The sequence below is a fragment of the Rhodococcus sp. FG69 genome (genome assembly GCF_057808915.1).
The window spans coordinates 83,406-100,630 of record NZ_JBMDIX010000009.1 but is presented as its reverse complement, the minus strand read 5'-3'; the positions used below and the strand labels follow the sequence as shown (position 1 = coordinate 100,630).

Below are 17,225 nucleotides of genomic sequence, written 5' to 3'. Positions count from 1 at the left end.
GGTGGATGACCGAGGCGGGCCGCCGAGCAGCGGAAGGACATGGGGCGACGCTGGGCACGACCGCACTGAATACGGCGGTACTGAATACGGCGGTACCGAATACGGCGGTACCGAATACGGCGGTACCCGACGTAGCCGTCGCGGTGCGCCTGCCGGGTCGTCTCGTGGCGCCAGGCGTGTCGAGACGGGATACTCACGCGGGTTCGACGACGGTGAGCCGCAAGACCTACCCCGCGAGGTCGGCGGACGGGGTTCGCACCAGCCTCTTCGGGCGCAGTGGGACCCGACCGCGCGGACCGAACCGCACCGCAGCAGAACTCCGCGTCCGGAGCGGCAGGCAAAGAAGCAGTCGAAACTCGGCAAGTTCACATCCGTGTACGGCTGGCGTGCATACGCGATCCCGATTCTGCTCGTGGTGACGTCGTTGGTGGTGATCGACGCTGTGCGCACGGGCGACCCCTCCACGACTGCTGCTGTCAGCCCGGACCAGGCGGCGAATCCAGGGTTCGGCACCCTCAGTTCGGACACTGGCGACTCGACCGGGGTCATCGGCGTGCCTCCCGCAGCCGACGGCAATTTCGCGGACTCGATCCCATCTGGTGAGCTGCCTGACGGAGGTGTCTTCACTGCTCAGGGTGCGGGGACCTGGCATCTCGTGCCCGGATCGACCGGTCAGGTGGGGCAGGGGACCGAGCGCGTGTTCACCTACACGGTCGAGGTGGAAGATGGTGTGGACACGGTCGGGTTCGGGGGAGACGAATCTTTCGGTCGGTTGGTAGATCAGACGCTGGGGAACCCGAAGAGCTGGACCAACGACCCGCGCTTCGCGTTTCGGCGGATCGATCAGGGGGAGCCGGATTTCCGTATTTCGCTGACGTCGCAGATGAGCATCAGGCAGGCGTGCGGGTACGACATCCAGCTCGAGGTGTCCTGCTACAACCCTGGAATCAACAGGGTCGTATTGAACGAGCCACGCTGGGTACGGGGTGCGATCGCGTTCCAAGGCGACATCGGTTCGTACCGCCAGTACCAGATCAACCACGAGGTCGGACATGCCATCGGCTATCAGCAACATCAGCCGTGTGAGACCGACGGTGGGCTCGCGCCGGTCATGATGCAGCAGACATTCGGCACTGCGAACGACGACATCGCTCGGTTGGATCCGGCGGGCGTGGTGCCGATGGACGGCAAGACGTGCAGGTTCAATCCGTGGCCGTACCCGCGTAGCTGACGCGAAGGTAGTTTGGATGCGCCGATCGTGACACTCGGTCACCTCAGTCGGTAGTGCGCAAGGAGTGAGAACCCATGACCGTGTTGCCACCGTTGGTCGAGCCTGCTGGTGCGCTGTCCTACGACGAGGTCGCTCGGTACAGCAGACACCTGATCATTCCCGACGTCGGGACTCTCGGTCAGCGACGGCTGCGCGCGGCGCGGGTGCTGGTGATCGGCGCCGGTGGGCTCGGTTCACCTGCGTTGCTGTACCTGGCCGCAGCGGGGATCGGGACACTGGGAATCGTCGAGTTCGACGATGTCGAGCTCTCCAACCTGCAGCGACAGATCATCCACGGCACTTCCGACGTCGGTCGTTCGAAGGCGGCAAGTGCGCGTGACTCCATTCGCGAAGTCAACGACGGCGTCGACGTCGTACTGCACGAGTCGAGGCTCGACCGGGACAACGCGGTCGAGCTGTTCGAACAGTACGACCTGATACTCGACGGCACCGATAACTTCGCCACTCGATACCTCGTCAACGATGCGGCGATACTCGCCGGCAAGCCGTACGTATGGGGATCGATCTACCGTTTCGAAGGTCAGGTTTCGGTGTTCTGGGAGAACGCGCCCGGTGGAGTCGGGCTCAACTACCGCGATCTGTACCCGGAAGCACCACCGCCGGGAATGGTGCCGTCGTGCGCCGAAGGTGGTGTGCTCGGCGTGCTGTGCGCATCGGTCGGCTCGATCATGGTGACGGAGGCGATCAAACTGATTACCGGGATCGGTGACACTCTCCTCGGTCGGCTCATGGTGTACGACGCCCTGGCGATGACCTACCGGACCATCAAGGTTCAACGCGATCCGGGCCGAACACCGGTGACCGAACTGATCGACTATGACGTCTTCTGCGGCGTCGTCTCAGACGAGGGCGTGGCGGCGGCGGACGGATCGACCATCACCCCGTCCGAGCTCGCCGAGCTGCTGAAGGGTTCGGACGACATCGCATTGATCGACGTTCGGGAACCAGTCGAGTGGGACATCGTTCGTATCGACGGTGCGACGCTGATCCCCAAAGGACGCATTCTGTCCGGCGAGGCTCTGCCCGAGTTGCCGCAGGACCGTCGCATCGTTCTGCATTGCAAGACCGGCATTCGCTCCGCTGAGGCACTCGCGGTGATCAAGCGCGCTGGATTCGCCGATGCCGTCCATTTGCAGGGCGGCATTGTTGCCTGGGCCACACAGGTCGATCCATCCCTTCCGGTGTACTAGCGCGCCTGCGGGACGTCGAGTGCAAAAGCGGTAGCGTGGCGCTTGTGAGCTCAGTGGAACCTCCTCAACACGTGATCTCCACATTCGGGCTGCGTGACGTACCTCCGATTCCGCTCGGTGCGGATTGGGACGGTGGGTGGCGGCTCGGCGACGTCGTCCTCTCTCCAGTCACCGATCATGCGCGCGCGGCCTGGTCGGCGAAGGTCCGCGAAACGTTGGCGGTCGACGGTGTCAGGTTGGCGCGACCGGTGCGGTCGACCGACGGACGGTACGTCGTCAGCAGTTGGCGAGCGGACACGTTCATCGTCGGTTCGCCCGAGCCTCGGCACGACGAGGTCGTCTCGCTGTCGGTACGACTTCATTCCGCGACGTCACAGCTGGATCGACCACGCTTCCTCGTGCAGCCTCCCGTCGCGCCGTGGGCCGACGCCGACGTGTTCGTCGCGGCCGATCGGGCCGCGTGGGAAGCCACCCCGTTACGCGCGGCGCGCGCAGCGGGAGCGCCCGAGGTGACGTCGGTCGACGGTAAACAGAGCTTGGAGCTGGTCAAGCAGCTCGCCAGCCTTCGGAAGCCGGTGGAATCGGTCGATCAACTCGTGCACGGGGACCTGTTCGGCACGGTGCTGTTCGACGGTAGCGAGGCACCCGGTATCACTGACATCGCGCCGTACTGGCGACCAGCGTCGTGGGCGGCTGCGGTGACCGTCGTCGACGCGATTTCCTGGGGAGGCGCGGACGACGCTCTCATCGGTCGGTGGGAGGACCTGCCGGAGTGGCCGCAGATGTTGTTGCGAGCCTTGATTTTCAGGTTCTCGGTGCACGCTCTGCATCCGCGTTCGACCCCCGAGGCGTTCCCTGGGCTGGCGCGTACTGCGGACCTGGTGCGTCTGCTTCTCTAGAGGGACCTTCTCGCTCTGCAGTATCTACTGCTCCGAGAGTCCGAGCTCGTCGAAGAACGTCGACGACGCTGTCCGTGCACCCTCGGCATCGCCGCTGACGATCGCGTCCACGAGGGCGGAGTGCTCGTCGTAGTAGTCGTTGCCGTGTGCGGTGACGTGGTGGTGCATGGTCTGCCGAATGATCGGTAGAAGCGAGTCGTAGAATTCGAGATAGATCGCGTTGTGGCTGGCCGCGACGATCGCCCGATGAAGTTCGGCGTCGATGGCGATTGCGTCCTCGGCGGAATCGTTCGCCCAGGATCTGTTGCGACGCTCCAGCGCGTCGGTCAACGCGCGGATGTCATCGGCATCCCTGCGTTCGGCGGCGAGAACGGCAGCGGTGACCTCGAGAGTGCGCCGCAATTCGGTCACGTCCCGATCCTGCGCGTCGGCGAAGTACTTACCGAGTGTGCCGCCGAGATCGGAGGTGGCCATCACGAAGGTGCCCGATCCCTGTCTGCGTTCGACCATTCCCGCGTGGGCCAAGGCTTGAACGGCCTCGCGCACCGTATTTCGTCCGGTGCCGGTGAGTTCGCACAGTTCGCTCTCGGTCGGAATTCGAGTACCGATGGGCCATCGTTGGGTGACGATCTCCTCGCGGAGTTGCGCAGTCACCTGTGTGATCAGGCTGGAACGTTGAACTTGTTGCACTGAGCGACTCCCCGTCGTCTTTCCAGGTCTGTCGGTCAGTTTAACGCTTTGCACCAGATGATCCGGTCATCCTATGATTTCGGTTGTGAGTGCCATCGCAGCGACCGAAACCGACGACCGCGCTCCCGTCGCGCATCTGCTTCGTGGTCGGGTACTCGTCCTCGCTGCCATCGTGTTGTCCGCGCTCACGTTGCGCGCGGCGGTGACCTCGATAAGCCCGCTGTTCGGCCGGATCGGCGCAGACCTGCACTTCGGTCCGACGGTGGTCGGATTGGTCGGCATGCTGCCACCGGCGATGTTCGCCGTTTCCGGGCTGCTCACGCCGTTCATCGCGAAGCGAACGGGTCTCGAACGCGCAGCGTTGATCGCGATGCTGTTGACAACGGTCGGCATGGCGACACGCGCGTTCGCCCCGGGCACCGGATCGCTGCTTCTGCTGTCCGCGGTCGCCCTCGCAGGCATGGGCATCGGCAACGTCGTGATTCCGCCGCTGGTCAAACGGTACTTCTCCGATCGGCTGGCGATGGTCAGCACCATCTATATCTGTGCGATGCAGATCAGCACGATGGTTCCACCGCTGCTCGCCGTACCAGTCGCCGAAGCCCACGGTTGGCGAATCTCGATCGGCATCTGGGCGTTCGCCGGCCTGGCGGCAGCGTTGCCGTGGCTCGGCATCGTGCTCATGCGGCGAGATCGCGACACCACAGATGTGACGGGTGCGAAAGGCTCTGCCGCCGTCCGCGCGCAGCCTGCGGGCAAGATCTGGCGTTCGCCGTTGGCGTGGGGAATGGTCGGGATGTTCGCGATGACGTCGTTCATCACGTACGCAATGCTGACGTGGCTTCCGATGATTCTCACCGACGCGGGCATCGGTGAAGCACTCGCAGGTGCCTCCGTTGCCGCGTTCGGTGCAATGGGGCTGATCGCCTCCTTCGTCGCGCCGTCGTTGTGTGCCCGTTGGCGGAACCCGTACGGACTCGTCGTCGCAGCGGCTGTGTTCTACCTGGTCGGATTCGGCGGTCTGCACTTCTCACCGACCAGCGGTACCGTCGTCTGGGTCTGCCTCATCGGGCTCGGAACGATGACATTCCCGATGTCGTTGACGCTGATCAACCTTCGAACGCGCACTCCTGCAGGGTCTTCCGGGCTGTCGGGCTTCACTCAGGGACTCGGTTACGTGGTCTCGGCCGCGGGACCGCTGTCCTTCGGCGTTCTGCACACACTGTCCGGCGGTTGGGGAGTACCGATGCTTCTGCTCACTGGATGCGTCGCGGTCCTGTTGGTCGGCGGATACGTGTGCTGCAGGCCGAAAATGCTCGAAGACACCTGGTGACACGGACCGGACCATGGTCTGTCGGTCTCACGTCCGCCCGTGCGGAAACGTGAGACCAAGTTAATCAAGGGGTCACCGCGGGCAGCGCCTGCGCAACATGGCTTTTCTATCTTTGGGTCTCCCACCCGATCAGGAGGCCCATGTGACCAGCAATCCCGAGGCACCGTCAGCCGACACAGCGTCGACATCGACAACGCGGCCAGGAACGATTCCGGTGTCGGTGAATCACCGCATCAGCCACTGGAACTCCGAGGACGTCGAGGCGTGGGAAGGCGGCGGTAAGGAGATCGCAAAGCGAAATCTGATCTGGTCCATCATCGCCGAACACGTCGGATTCTCGATCTGGTCCATCTGGTCGGTCATGGTGCTCTTCATGCCGGTCTCCGTGTACGGCATCGATGCGGCGGGCAAGTTCTTCCTGGTCGCGGTGCCGACACTCGTCGGCGCGATCCTGCGCATTCCGTACACCTTCGCCACGGCAAAGTTCGGCGGCCGCAACTGGACGATCTTCAGCGCTCTCGTGCTGCTGATCCCGACGGCGCTGACCATGTATTTCATGTTGAATCCGGCGTCGTACACGACCTACATCGTGATTGCCGCATTCGCCGGTCTCGGTGGCGGCAACTTCGCATCCTCGATGACCAACATCAACGCGTTCTACCCACAGCGCGAAAAGGGGTGGGCGCTCGGACTCAACGCGGGCGGCGGAAATATCGGAGTACCCGTCATCCAGTTGATCGGCCTCCTCGTCATCGCGACCATCGGCAACACTGCACCGGAGATCGTGTGCGCGGTGTACCTGGTGTTCATCGCGGGCGCAGCTGTCGGCGCGGCACTGTTCATGGACAATCTGGACAACCAGAAAACGAACGGCCGTTCGATGATCGATGTCCTGCGGTTCTCCGACTCCTGGTGGATCGCCTTCCTGTACATCGGCACGTTCGGTTCCTTCATCGGCTTCAGCTTCGCGTTCGGCCAGGTACTTCAGATCAACTTCTTGGCCGGCTTGACGGAGGGCGCTCCTGCCACGGCCGCCCAGCAGGCCCAAGCGTCGTTGCACGCCGCTCAGATCGCGTTCATCGGCCCGCTTCTCGGATCGATTTCACGTCCGTTCGGTGGAAAGCTCGCCGACAAGATCGGTGGCGGCAAGATCACGCTCTACACGTTCGTAGCGATGGTGTTCTCGACCGGCATTCTCGTCTCTGCCGGGACATGGGACGACAACACCGCGGGCGCGGCGACCGGAACCATGATGGCGCTGTTCGTCGTCGGGTTCATTCTCCTGTTCCTGCTGTCCGGTATCGGCAACGGTTCGGTCTACAAGATGATCCCCGCAATCTTCGCCGCGAAGTCGGTGGAACTGCCTGGGATGTCTCCCGAGGAACAGCAGCACTGGTCGCGCAGGATGTCCGGAGCTCTCATCGGTATCGCGGGCGCGATCGGCGCCCTCGGCGGCGTCGGTATCAACCTGGTGCTCCGCGCGTCGTACTCGGGCGAAGCCAAGTCCGCGACCACGGCGTTCTGGGTGTTCCTCGCCTTCTATGTCGTGTGCTGCGCCGTCACGTACGTCATCTACCTACGTTCACCGCGCATGATCGCCGACGGCCAGACGCAGTCCTCTGTCGCCGTCTGAACCTCACTCGCTCAGTCATCGATTCACAAGCTTTGCCCGACAGGGAATTCGGAAGGAACCGTAGATGAAGAACGCGGTGGTCGTAGGTCATGGAATGGTCGGACACCGGTTCGTCGAGGCGCTGCGTGCGCGCGACGAGGCGGCCGAGTGGAAGGTCACCGTCCTGTGTGAGGAGGCGTTGCCGGCGTACGACCGAGTCGGCCTCTCCTCCTACGTAGGTGCCTGGGATCACCGCGAACTCGCGCTGGCGGGCAACGACTATCTCGGCGACGACGCCGTGGACATGCGTATCGGAGTGCGGGCCGACAGTGTGGACCGCGATGCGAAAACGGTGACGACGTCGGTCGGTGACGTCATCGAGTACGACGCCCTCGTGTTCGCCACCGGCTCCTATCCGTTCGTGCCCCCGATCGCCGGGCACGATCGACCGGAGTGTTTCGTCTATCGAACGCTCGACGACCTGGACAAGATCCGTGCCCGCGCGGATCACGCAGGGCCAGGTGCGGTGGGCGTCGTCGTCGGTGGCGGCCTGCTCGGCCTCGAAGCCGCCAACGCGTTGAAGAAGATGGGAATGACACCGCACGTCGTCGAATTCGCTCCGCGGCTCATGCCGCTGCAGGTCGACGAGGGGGGAGGCGCGTTGCTTCAGCGTCTCGTCACCGATCTCGGACTGCACGTGCATGCCGGCGTCGGAACGTCGTCGATCACCGAGAACTCGGACGGGGCCGGCCTGACCGTCGAACTCTCCGATGGCAGTGTCATCGACGCCGCTCTGCTGGTGTTCTCGGCGGGCGTGCGGCCGCAGGATCAGCTCGCTCGGGACTGTGGTCTCGACGTCGGGGAGCGCGGCGGGATTATGGTGGATATCGGTTGCCGTACAGCTGATCCCGCGGTTTTCGCAATCGGTGAGTGTGCTGCCGTCGAGGGGCGCTGCTATGGCCTCGTCGCACCCGGATACTCCACCGCAGAAGTGGTTGCCGACCGACTGTTGGGAGGCGCCGCCGAATTCCCCGGCGCCGATATGTCGACCAAACTGAAGTTGATGGGCGTCGATGTCGCCAGCTTCGGCGATGCGATGGCTGCGACGCCGGGGGCGCTCGAGGTCGTCTTCAGCGATGCCCCGAAGGGGACGTACTCCAAGCTCGTCGTCTCGGACGACGCGAAAACACTCCTCGGTGGCATTCTCGTCGGCGACGCCACCGCATACTCGCTGCTCAGGCCCCTCGTCGGCCGCGAGCTTCCCGGCGACCCCGGTTCGTTGATCTCACCGGCGGCCGAGCAGGTCGGTATCGGTTCACTACCCGACGATGCGGAGATCTGCTCGTGCAACGGCGTCACCAAGGGTGCGATCTGTGGTGCGATCGCCGACGGTGCCTGCGATGTGGCGTCGGTCAAGAGTTGCACCACCGCCGGAACGACGTGTGGTGGCTGCCTGCCGTCGATCAAGCAACTGCTTGCGGCATCAGGAGTGGTGATGTCGAAGGCTCTGTGCGAGCACTTCGGTCAATCTCGCGCAGAATTGTTCGAGATCGTGCGCGCGACGAACACGAGAACGTTCTCCTCGCTGATTGCCAAGTACGGCAAAGGTACTGGCTGTGACATCTGCAAGCCGGTAGTCGCGTCGATTCTGGCATCGACCTCCTCGGATCACATTCTGGACGGCGAACAAGCATCGTTGCAGGACACCAACGATCATTTCCTGGCCAACATTCAGAAGAACGGAACGTACTCCGTCGTCCCGCGTATGCCCGGCGGCGAATGCACTCCAGAGCAACTCATCGTCATCGGTGAGGTAGCGCGCGATTTCGGTCTGTACACCAAGGTCACTGGCGGACAACGAATCGACATGTTCGGCGCGCGCGTCGATCAGCTACCCGCCATCTGGAAGAGACTCGTCGATGCAGGCATGGAATCCGGTCAGGCGTACGGCAAGTCGCTGAGAACGGTGAAGAGCTGCGTCGGTTCCAGTTGGTGCCGCTACGGCGTTCAGGACTCGGTCGGTATGGCTGTCGACCTGGAGAATCGCTACCGGGGACTGCGATCGCCGCACAAGATCAAGTTCGGCGTCTCAGGGTGCGCCCGCGAATGTGCGGAAGCGCGAGGCAAGGACGTCGGCGTCATCGCGACCGAGGGTGGTTGGAACCTGTACGTTGCAGGCAACGGTGGCCAGTCGCCCAAGCACGCGCAATTGCTCGCATCCAATTTGGACGACACCACGCTCGTCAGCTACATCGACCGTTACCTGATGTTCTACGTACGGACTGCGGACCGCCTGCAACGTACGGCGCCGTGGCTCGACTCGCTGGAAGGTGGCCTCGAGCACCTCAGGGCCGTCGTCTGCGACGACAGTCTCGGCATCGGTGCCGAGCTGGAAGCCGACATGGACCGGCACGTGGCCGGGTACAAGGACGAATGGGCAGGCGTGCTGGAAGACGAGGAGAAGCTGGGCCGGTTCGTATCGTTCGTCAATGCCCCGGGCGAACCCGACCCGACGATCGCGTTCGACGACAGCGGCGAGCGCAAGGTTCCGGTTCTGATGGGGATGCCGAAAATCGGCGCCTGAGGCTCCCGAACCGGTTCGATCACGAAATCGTGCGCATGTGCACACCCGGGTAATGACCACTTAACGACGAAGAAACATCCGCAACGTGCAATAGCACCAGGAGGTCCACGATGACTGTTATCGATAGCCGGACAAACACCACCGCCCAGTCGAACGCCACGCACACAGCCCGTGAGTGGACAGCCGCGTGCACCGTGGAATCCTTGGTCCCCGGCCGGGGCGTCGGGGTACTCCTTCGCGGAGGAACGCAGGCGGCATTGTTCCTGCTTCCTGGTGGAGCTCTGTTCGCAGTCGGAAACATCGATCCGTTCGGTCGTGCTGCAGTGATGTCGCGGGGGATCGTCGGCGATCGCGGAGGTGAGCCCACTGTTGCGTCGCCGTTGCTCAAGCAGGTGTTCTCACTCGTCGACGGTCGATGCCTGGACGACGACACCGTCGGTCTCGGATCGTTCGAGACCGAGTTGGTCGACGGAGTCGTCTACGTGCGCGGCGCAACACCATGAAGTACACCGCCGAGCCGAAACCGGAGTCCACGACGTGACCCACACTTCCGGGGAACCTCTGGCGGGTTTCACTGTCGGGATAACTGCGTCGCGTCGAGCGGATGAATTCGCGACACTGCTCGAGCGGCGCGGCGCAACGGTGATGCACGCGCCTGCAATTCGTATCATCCCTCTGGCCGACGATGCCGAGTTGGAACGGGTCACCGCCGCGATCATCGCCGATCCACCCCAGATTACCGTTGCCACAACAGGTATCGGGTTTCGTGGCTGGATCGAGGCAGCCGACGGTTGGGGTCAGGCGGAGGCGTTGGGCCGGGCACTGGCATCATCGCGGCTGCTTGCGCGTGGCCCGAAGGCGAAGGGTGCCATACGTGCCGCCGACCTGCGGGAGGAATGGAGTCCTGCGTCCGAATCCTCGGCTGAGGTACTCGAACATCTACTTGCCGAAGGTGTGGAAGGCACGCGTATCGCTGTCCAATTGCACGGTGCAACAACGGAATGGGAGCCCGTCCCCGACTTTTGCGAGGTCCTCCGACATGCAGGTGCCGAGGTGGTTCCCGTGCCGGTGTACCGCTGGACGGCACCGGACGACGGGGCTCCGATGGACCGCATGATCGAAGCCGTTGTCGTGGGAGATCTCGACGCGATCAGCTTCACGAGCGCACCAGCCGTTGCCTCGCTTCTCATGCGGGCCGACGAGAACGGCGTCCTCGAGCCGCTGTTGCAGTCCATGCGCACGCGAGTGCTTCCCGTGTGTGTCGGCCCGGTGACTGCAGCGCCGCTCGAACAGTTGAAGGTTCCGACCACCCAACCTGCGCGCGCACGCCTCGGAGCATTGGCACGGCACATCGCCGAGGAGCTGCCGCGCAGGTGGAGGCCGATGAATGCGGGCGGACACGCGGTGAGCGTTCGCAGTCGATGCGTCGTCGTCGACGGTGAGGTGCGTGCGGTATCACCTGCAGGAATGGCGCTCATCAAGACTCTTGCCAGTCGACCGGGTCGCGTCGTCTCACGCGAAGACCTTCTCGGTGCGCTGCCGGGTGGAGGGGACGACACACACGCGGTGGAGACCGCGATGACGAGGCTGCGTTCCTCGCTCGGCGCGCCGAAGGTGGTGCAAACCGTGGTCAAGCGTGGCTATCGACTTGCAGTAGAACCGACGGATGTGGCCGAGGAGTGCGACGAGGCGGATGCTGGTGCCACAGTTTCAGAGCCGGTGGTCCGCGATTGCGAAGGGAGCAAGTACTGACATGACGAAGAAGTGGATTGCCGCTGAGCCGACTCTTGTTCTTGTCGCGCACGGCACGCGAAACCCGCGAGGCGTGGAAATGATTGCGGCGCTCGCCGAAGCTGTCAGTGCCCGGGTGGGAACGACGCGCGTCGCGTTCGTCGACGTCCTCGGGCCGTCTCCTGCCGAGGTGCTGCGCGAACTGTCCGGGCCGGCCGTCGTGGTTCCCGCGTTCCTCGCCTCGGGCTATCACGTGCACACCGACGTCCCGCGGGAAGTGCTGGCCAGCCAGCATCCGGCGACGACGGTGACGCGGGCGCTGGGTCCGGATCCTGTGTTCGCGCGTGTGATGGTGGAGCGTTTGGCGCGCGCCGGGTGGACGTCGGGCGACGCCATCGTCTTCGCCGCGGCGGGATCGTCGGACGAACGTGCATTGCTCGAACACCGGCGCGCTGCGGCAATGCTCGCCGACCTCACCGGTTCGCGCGTCGGAATCGGATACGCGGCGACAGCTCGGCCCTCGGTTCCGGATGCGGTCGATGCGCTACGGCGGGACGGTCACGAGCGGGTGTTCGTTGCGTCGTATCTCCTCGCGCGCGGACTGTTTCACACACGCCTGGCCGACGCGGGCAGCGATGGCGTCGCCGAGCCGATCGGGTTGCACCCGGACGTCGTGGACTTGGTGGCTGCACGTTTTCGAGATGGCGCACGCGCGGTCGCGGAGCACGCGCACTCAGCGAGGCAGTAGTAGCAGCTCCACCGGCGCCCCGGGTGTGTGGTCGGCCGAAATCAGTGCCAGCGCATCATGAAAGACGAGATCGAGTAGATGCGCGGTGTGGAGATCGCGTTGGGCGCGCCACAGTGCGCCGTCACGTCTGACCGGCACGATACGGCCGGTCGGCGCAGCGGCAGAATCGTCGGCCAGGTACCCGAGTACCGGAGGCGGTGTGGTTCGCGCGGTCAACGCGTCGACCACGGCCGGTGCGGTCAGCATCACCGTGCTGATTGCTGCCAGTGGGTTTCCGGGGAGACCGAGCACGACGATTCCGTTCGGTAGTACCGCAGTGATCTGCGAACCACCGGGACGCACGCGCGTGCGGTGCACGACGATGTCGGCATCGGCGCGGGCGAGCGAGCGCCGAAGTTGATCGGCTGCGCCGCCCCCCGTCGCGCCGACGACGATCACGACGTGTGCCGCGCTCGGCTGCTGGAGGAGGTTCTCGAACGCGGTCGGGGAATCCTGTAGATGGACGGTGTCGAGCACGTCTATCCCACAGAATGCAAGGTAGGTCGGTAGCACCGAACCGATGCTGTCTCTGGTCTGGCCGGGTTTCAGCGCTCCGTCCGATCGAATTTCGTTTCCGCTCAACGCAATTCGAGCGAGAACGGGACCGCGTACGGTGAGGGTCTCGACCTCTGCGCTGAGTGCGACGGACACGACTGCGGGGCTTACCTGTGTTCCGGGGGCGACCAGTTCGATGCCGGCGGCCCAATCCTCGCCTGCTCTTCGGGTGTCATCTCGAACGGGTGAACCGCCGCGTCGGATCAATCGACGCCCGTCGCGGCTGACGTGCTCGTCGCGAATCACGGAGGTCGCTCCTGCGGGGACCTGAGCGCCGGTTGCTATCCGGAGCGCATCACCGGGAGCGAGTCCGTCGTGTCCGTAGGTGCCCGCGTAGGCTACCTCTGCACGTATCGTCCATGGCGCTTCCCCACACACCGCGTAGCCGTCCATTGCCGAAATATCCACCGGCGGAAGCGGCTCGACCGCGACGAGTGGCTCGCTCAGTGTCGAACCGAGTGCCGCTCCGGGTGCGACGGCCCTCGGAGAGAGTGGGCGAATCCGTTCGCGAATCAATTCGCGTGCCTGTTCTGCGGTTGGTACGGGTTCGTCGGGGGAGCGGGCCGCCAGAAGTTCCCTCGCGAGCTCGAGGTCGGCGACAGTGTCGCAGTCGCCGACGGATTCGATCGTGGTCACCGCATGATCGTCCGGGAGTATCGACCTCATTGCGAGATCGGACGTGTCGGGCACGTCGTCGAGCCTTCGACTCAGATCGTCTGCGCGCCACGCCCCGAACAGATACTGGGTGCGTCCGGTGTCGTCCTGAGCGAACACCGCAGAATGCGACTTCAACTGCATGAGCAGAGATTCCACAGCGTTGCCGTCGACGAAGGGGAGATCTGCGGCAAGAACGAGGACGACGGCTGCGTCGGAATCGGGCATGGCCGCCAACCCCGCAGCGATCGCGGCGACGGGTCCGGCTCCCGCAGGCGCCTCGCGAGTCTGAACGATGTCCGATGACAACTCCGGGCGATGTGGTCCGACGACGACTATGTGTCGAGATCGCGCCGCTGCGTCGATTGCTCTCTGTACGAGACTGATTCGGCCTACCGTCAGTGCGGGCTTGTCCATCCCGCCCATCCGGCGGGCAGAGCCGCCGGCCAAGATCACCGTATCGACGGTGAAGTCCGGCGAGTGCTCGGTCACGTTGGAAGCGGTATGTTCTGCAGGCGGACCTGACCCCGAGCAATTGCTTTCCCGCTGTCCGCCGCGGTCACGGTCACGAGCCACAGCTGCTGAACGCGCCCCTGCTGCAACGGTTCCGCAACCACCTCGACTCGTCCACCCTTGCTCGCTCGCAGAAAGTCCGTCGCGTTGTGGACGCCGACAGCGAATTCACCGCGGTCCTTGACCGCCTCGCTAGCGCCGATGCTTGCCGCCGATTCGACTGCCGTGGTGTAGACGCCGCCATGCACGACGCCCCACGGCGTCACATGCTGTTCGGACAGCTCGATATGGCCGACCACGCGGGTTCCGGACACTTCGTCGACGACCAAGCCTGCGGCTGCCACGAATGGACTTGCTTTCGACAGAGCGTACTTCGCGGTGGGGCGAGGATCGAACTGTCCGAGGTTCATACCTCACCAGGTTAGTGGGCGAGTTCAGTCCGGTACACGACGGCTGCGTGGAGGGCCGTCGAGTCCGCACCGGCCACCTCCCCGGACGATGAAGGGAAGCCGGGCCAGTGAGGCAATTCCGAGTGCAAGGAGCAGTCCTGTGATTAACATGATCCAATATTGGACTGCGATTGGTCGAACAATATCAGTCCTCTGTGGCAAAGTGGTCTGATGACAACCGATCGGAAGCAAACCACTGCGTTCGATGCAGCTGTGTTCGATGCGAAGACTCTGGCGAAGCTGGTGGGGGCGATCGAGGTCGATGGGCAACCGCTGTATCGCGGAATCGCCGACGGTCTTCGACGCGTCATCGCTGACGGTTCCATCGGTACCGGAAGCCGACTTCCGCCCGAACGTGCGCTGTCGCAGGCTTTGGGCGTCAGCCGTGTCACCGTCACGTCTGCGTACCGGGAGTTGCGTGAGAAGGGGTGGGCGGAGGCGGTACATGGCGCTGGAACATTCGTCGCGAGTCCAGCCGAGGAAACATCCTGGGGAACGATGATGCTCCCGGCCTCGGCAGGCGTCCTGGATTTCGTCAACGCTGCCCCCGAGGCATCGCCGTTTCTTCCGGCCGCGTTTGCCGCGGCAATCGGCGCACTCGATTCGGTTCTACCTGGGCTCGGTTATGCGCCGACAGGAACTCAGGCACTGCGGACGGCGATCGCAGCCCGTTACACGGTGCGCGGCCTGCCGACTTCGCCGGATCAGATCATCGTCACGGCTGGCGCGGGCGATGCGGCTCACCTGGTGTTCGAGACGTTCGCGCGCCCGGGCAATCGCGTTCTCATCGAGCATCCCACCTACCCTGGCGCGGTCGAGGTGCTGGAGAGTGTCGGTGTTGTGCCGGTTCCCGTTCCCATCGACGCAGCAGATCCCGATGCCTTCGTCGACGATGCGGATCGTGCCGCACGCCAGAATGCTCCGACACTGGCATATTTGATGCCCGACTTCTCCAATCCTTCCGGCGCTCGACTGAGCGAGAATGGCCGACGGCGATTGTCCGCAACGCTGGCAAGGCACGGGATCGTGACGATCGTCGACGAGGTTGCCGCCGATCTCGTGCTGGACGGCTCGGCAACGTACGAGCCCTTCGGTGCACCGACTCCTGGAACGGCGACCATCTCGATCGGATCGTTCAGCAAGACGGTGTGGGGCGGGCTTCGCGTCGGCTGGGTACGCTCCGACGTCGAGCTCGTGTCGCGAATGGCACGGACCTACGCCCGCAGGCAGCTCTCGGTCTCGATATTCGAGCAGGCCACCGCTGTGCATCTATTGGACTCGTTCGACGACATTCTCACGGCTCGGAGGACATGGTTGTTGGGTCAGCGGGATCTGCTCGTCTCGCATATGCGTGCCGAACTTCCCGACTGGGACTTCAGGATTCCTGACGGGGGACTGTCGCTGTGGTGTTCGCTGCCGGACGGAACGAGCACGCAGGACGTGGTGCGGCGGGCCGCGTCGCGCAATCTGCTCCTGGCCGCCGGCACCCGATTCGGCACCGGTTACGCATTCGACGACAAGCTCAGGGTGCCGTTCACACGCCCATCCGGCGAACTCGGCAGGGCTGTACGAATACTGGCGGACACGTCCTCCGGTGCTGCGGGGGAAGGTCATCCCGTCGAACCGGCGGAACTGGTGGTGTGATCGTCGTCGAAGGAATACCGCACCGCAGCAAGGTCGACGCGTCCGTCGTGGTGGGGGACGCCCTCGCTCGCGAGCCGTTCGAGCTGACGCGTCGCCAGATGGGTAGCCGGCTTTCCGCTCGCAGACAGAACCCGATGCCAGGGTAGGTCGGCCGAGTCGGTGCGCATGATCCACCCGACGATGCGCGGACTCGACAGCCCACCCGCGGACGCAATGTCACCGTATGTACTCACCCGTCCCGCCGGTATCGATGCGACGAGCTCACGGACTCGGTCGACCTGTCCTTCCGTGATCGGCGCCATCTACAGCAGCTCACGCACCAGTTCGGCGACCTCCGCAGGCTTGGCCTGGGCGACCATGTGGTCACAATCGAGTTCGACGACTTTCAGGTTGTCGCCGAGGCGGTCCTTCAGTGCAGTCTTGAATTCCTCGCTGACGTAGGGAGGCTGAACGCGCATGGCCTGCACCAGAACCGTCGGTGTTCCCGCGGGTGGGACGACGAGTGGGTGGGCCATTTCTCCCCAGGAAGCGACGACTGCGGGGGTCGAGATTCGCCAGCTGACGCGTCCGTTGTCGGCGTCGATCAAATGATCGTCGACTTCTCGTTCCAGCAGAGCCGTCGGAACGTCCGCCCATGCGCCGTTGAGCTTTTCGGACTTGGCTTCCGCAGCGTCGGTGTAGTCGGGGAACTTCGCCGTCAACCCGGCGACCTCGAGCAAGTCGGCAGCGTCCAGCTCGATTGCGGGATCGAGAAGAACGAGTCCGCGTACCAGCTCGGGATGCTGGAGAGCAAGGTGTACTGCAATCGCACCGCCGTACGAGTGGCCCACGACGAGGACCGGCCCGCGGGCGTTGTTCTCCAGCAGCGACCGGAGTCCATCGACCTGCGCGGCGATGCCCCACGGCGGTACCCATGGCGACCGGCCGTGGCCGATCAGGTCGGGGGCGAGGACGCGAGCTTCGGGTAGATGGTCTTCGGCGAGGTGAGCCCAGCGCGCTCCGTGCCCCGTCATCCCGTGAACAGCAAGTATCTCGGGACCATCGGCGGGGCCGTACGTGTGAAAGTTCAGTTCTGGCACGGTTCAACTATGCCCTAAGTCGGCACCAGCGCGATCGGGGACGGGTTCCATGGACGGTGAGCAACCTGGCACCCCTTGTGTCGACCCAGCACCCTTTTTGCCGACCCAGCCCCCCGGCTACGACGCGAGCGGATGGCCAAGCTTTGCAGAAACGGTGCCAGCTCCCACTGTCCCAGCTCCCACTGTCCCAGCTCCCACGGCGCGAACTCCCACG

Annotated in this window: 15 protein-coding genes; 10 read left to right on the top strand and 5 right to left on the bottom strand. The window is 64.2% G+C overall.

Annotated elements, in window-relative coordinates; all coding sequences use genetic code 11:
• The first annotated feature begins 1 nt into the window (after position 1).
• The 3 genes from ACODSO_RS09460 to ACODSO_RS09450 all read left to right on the top strand — a co-directional run bounded on the left by ACODSO_RS09460 (position 2) and on the right by ACODSO_RS09450 (position 3,380).
• On the top strand, positions 2-1,231 hold the full coding sequence (locus ACODSO_RS09460; RefSeq protein ID WP_489036649.1) for a DUF3152 domain-containing protein: 1,230 nt from the start codon (positions 2-4) through the stop codon (positions 1,229-1,231).
• Between the two features lie 74 nt (positions 1,232-1,305).
• Positions 1,306-2,481 (top strand): adenylyltransferase/sulfurtransferase MoeZ, encoded by a 1,176-nt coding sequence (moeZ, locus tag ACODSO_RS09455; protein ID WP_489036647.1) that lies wholly within the window; start codon positions 1,306-1,308, stop codon positions 2,479-2,481.
• Between the two features lie 44 nt (positions 2,482-2,525).
• Positions 2,526-3,380, top strand: coding sequence for a TIGR02569 family protein (locus ACODSO_RS09450; protein ID WP_489036645.1), 855 nt, complete (start codon positions 2,526-2,528; stop codon positions 3,378-3,380).
• Between the two features lie 24 nt (positions 3,381-3,404).
• Here the strand turns inward: ACODSO_RS09450 and ACODSO_RS09445 are convergent, their stop codons facing one another.
• Positions 3,405-4,070: a FadR/GntR family transcriptional regulator gene (locus tag ACODSO_RS09445; RefSeq protein ID WP_489036644.1), complete on the bottom strand. Its 666-nt coding sequence runs from the start codon at positions 4,068-4,070 to the stop codon at positions 3,405-3,407.
• 85 nt (positions 4,071-4,155) lie between these two features.
• Between ACODSO_RS09445 and ACODSO_RS09440 the strand changes: the two genes are divergently transcribed.
• The 6 genes from ACODSO_RS09440 (at position 4,156) to ACODSO_RS09415 (ending at position 12,078) form a co-directional block, all read left to right on the top strand.
• Positions 4,156-5,403, top strand: a complete 1,248-nt coding sequence (locus ACODSO_RS09440; protein WP_489036643.1) for an MFS transporter — start codon at positions 4,156-4,158, stop codon at positions 5,401-5,403.
• Between the two features lie 208 nt (positions 5,404-5,611).
• Positions 5,612-7,036 (top strand): nitrate/nitrite transporter, encoded by a 1,425-nt coding sequence (locus ACODSO_RS09435; protein WP_489036721.1) that lies wholly within the window; start codon positions 5,612-5,614, stop codon positions 7,034-7,036.
• A 64-nt stretch (positions 7,037-7,100) separates the two neighbouring features.
• Positions 7,101-9,599 (top strand): nitrite reductase large subunit NirB, encoded by a 2,499-nt coding sequence (gene nirB / locus ACODSO_RS09430; protein ID WP_489036641.1) that lies wholly within the window; start codon positions 7,101-7,103, stop codon positions 9,597-9,599.
• Positions 9,600-9,709: 110 nt separating this feature from the next.
• Positions 9,710-10,102 carry a nitrite reductase small subunit NirD gene (nirD, locus tag ACODSO_RS09425; protein ID WP_489036639.1) on the top strand — a complete coding sequence of 131 codons (393 nt, stop codon included), beginning with the start codon at positions 9,710-9,712 and terminating at the stop codon, positions 10,100-10,102.
• Positions 10,103-10,136: 34 nt separating this feature from the next.
• A complete protein-coding gene (locus ACODSO_RS09420) occupies positions 10,137-11,351 on the top strand; it encodes a uroporphyrinogen-III synthase (RefSeq protein WP_489036638.1) in 1,215 nt (404 codons plus the stop codon).
• Between the two features lies 1 nt (position 11,352).
• Positions 11,353-12,078 carry a sirohydrochlorin chelatase gene (locus ACODSO_RS09415; RefSeq protein WP_489036636.1) on the top strand — a complete coding sequence of 242 codons (726 nt, stop codon included), beginning with the start codon at positions 11,353-11,355 and terminating at the stop codon, positions 12,076-12,078.
• On the opposite strand, the gene ACODSO_RS09410 is transcribed toward ACODSO_RS09415, so the two are convergent.
• Both ACODSO_RS09410 and ACODSO_RS09405 read right to left on the bottom strand, forming a co-directional pair.
• Entirely contained in the window at positions 12,064-13,818 is a 1,755-nt protein-coding gene (locus ACODSO_RS09410; RefSeq protein WP_489036634.1) for an NTP transferase domain-containing protein, read from the bottom strand. The genes ACODSO_RS09415 and ACODSO_RS09410 overlap by 15 nt on opposite strands.
• Entirely contained in the window at positions 13,815-14,249 is a 435-nt protein-coding gene (locus tag ACODSO_RS09405) for a PaaI family thioesterase (RefSeq protein ID WP_489036632.1), read from the bottom strand. The genes ACODSO_RS09410 and ACODSO_RS09405 overlap by 4 nt, the downstream gene beginning before the upstream one ends.
• 210 nt (positions 14,250-14,459) lie before the next feature.
• Here ACODSO_RS09405 and yczR point away from each other — a divergent pair, with 210 nt between their 5' ends.
• A complete protein-coding gene (gene yczR, locus ACODSO_RS09400; RefSeq protein ID WP_489036630.1) occupies positions 14,460-15,932 on the top strand; it encodes a MocR-like transcription factor YczR in 1,473 nt (490 codons plus the stop codon).
• Here yczR and ACODSO_RS09395 read toward each other — a convergent pair.
• Positions 15,899-16,234 (bottom strand): MGMT family protein, encoded by a 336-nt coding sequence (locus ACODSO_RS09395; protein WP_489036629.1) that lies wholly within the window; start codon positions 16,232-16,234, stop codon positions 15,899-15,901. The genes yczR and ACODSO_RS09395 overlap by 34 nt on opposite strands.
• The gene (locus ACODSO_RS09390; RefSeq protein ID WP_489036628.1) at positions 16,235-17,011 is read right to left on the bottom strand and encodes an alpha/beta fold hydrolase; all 777 of its coding nucleotides are present in this window, start codon (positions 17,009-17,011) and stop codon (positions 16,235-16,237) included.
• Positions 17,012-17,225 lie beyond the last annotated feature (214 nt).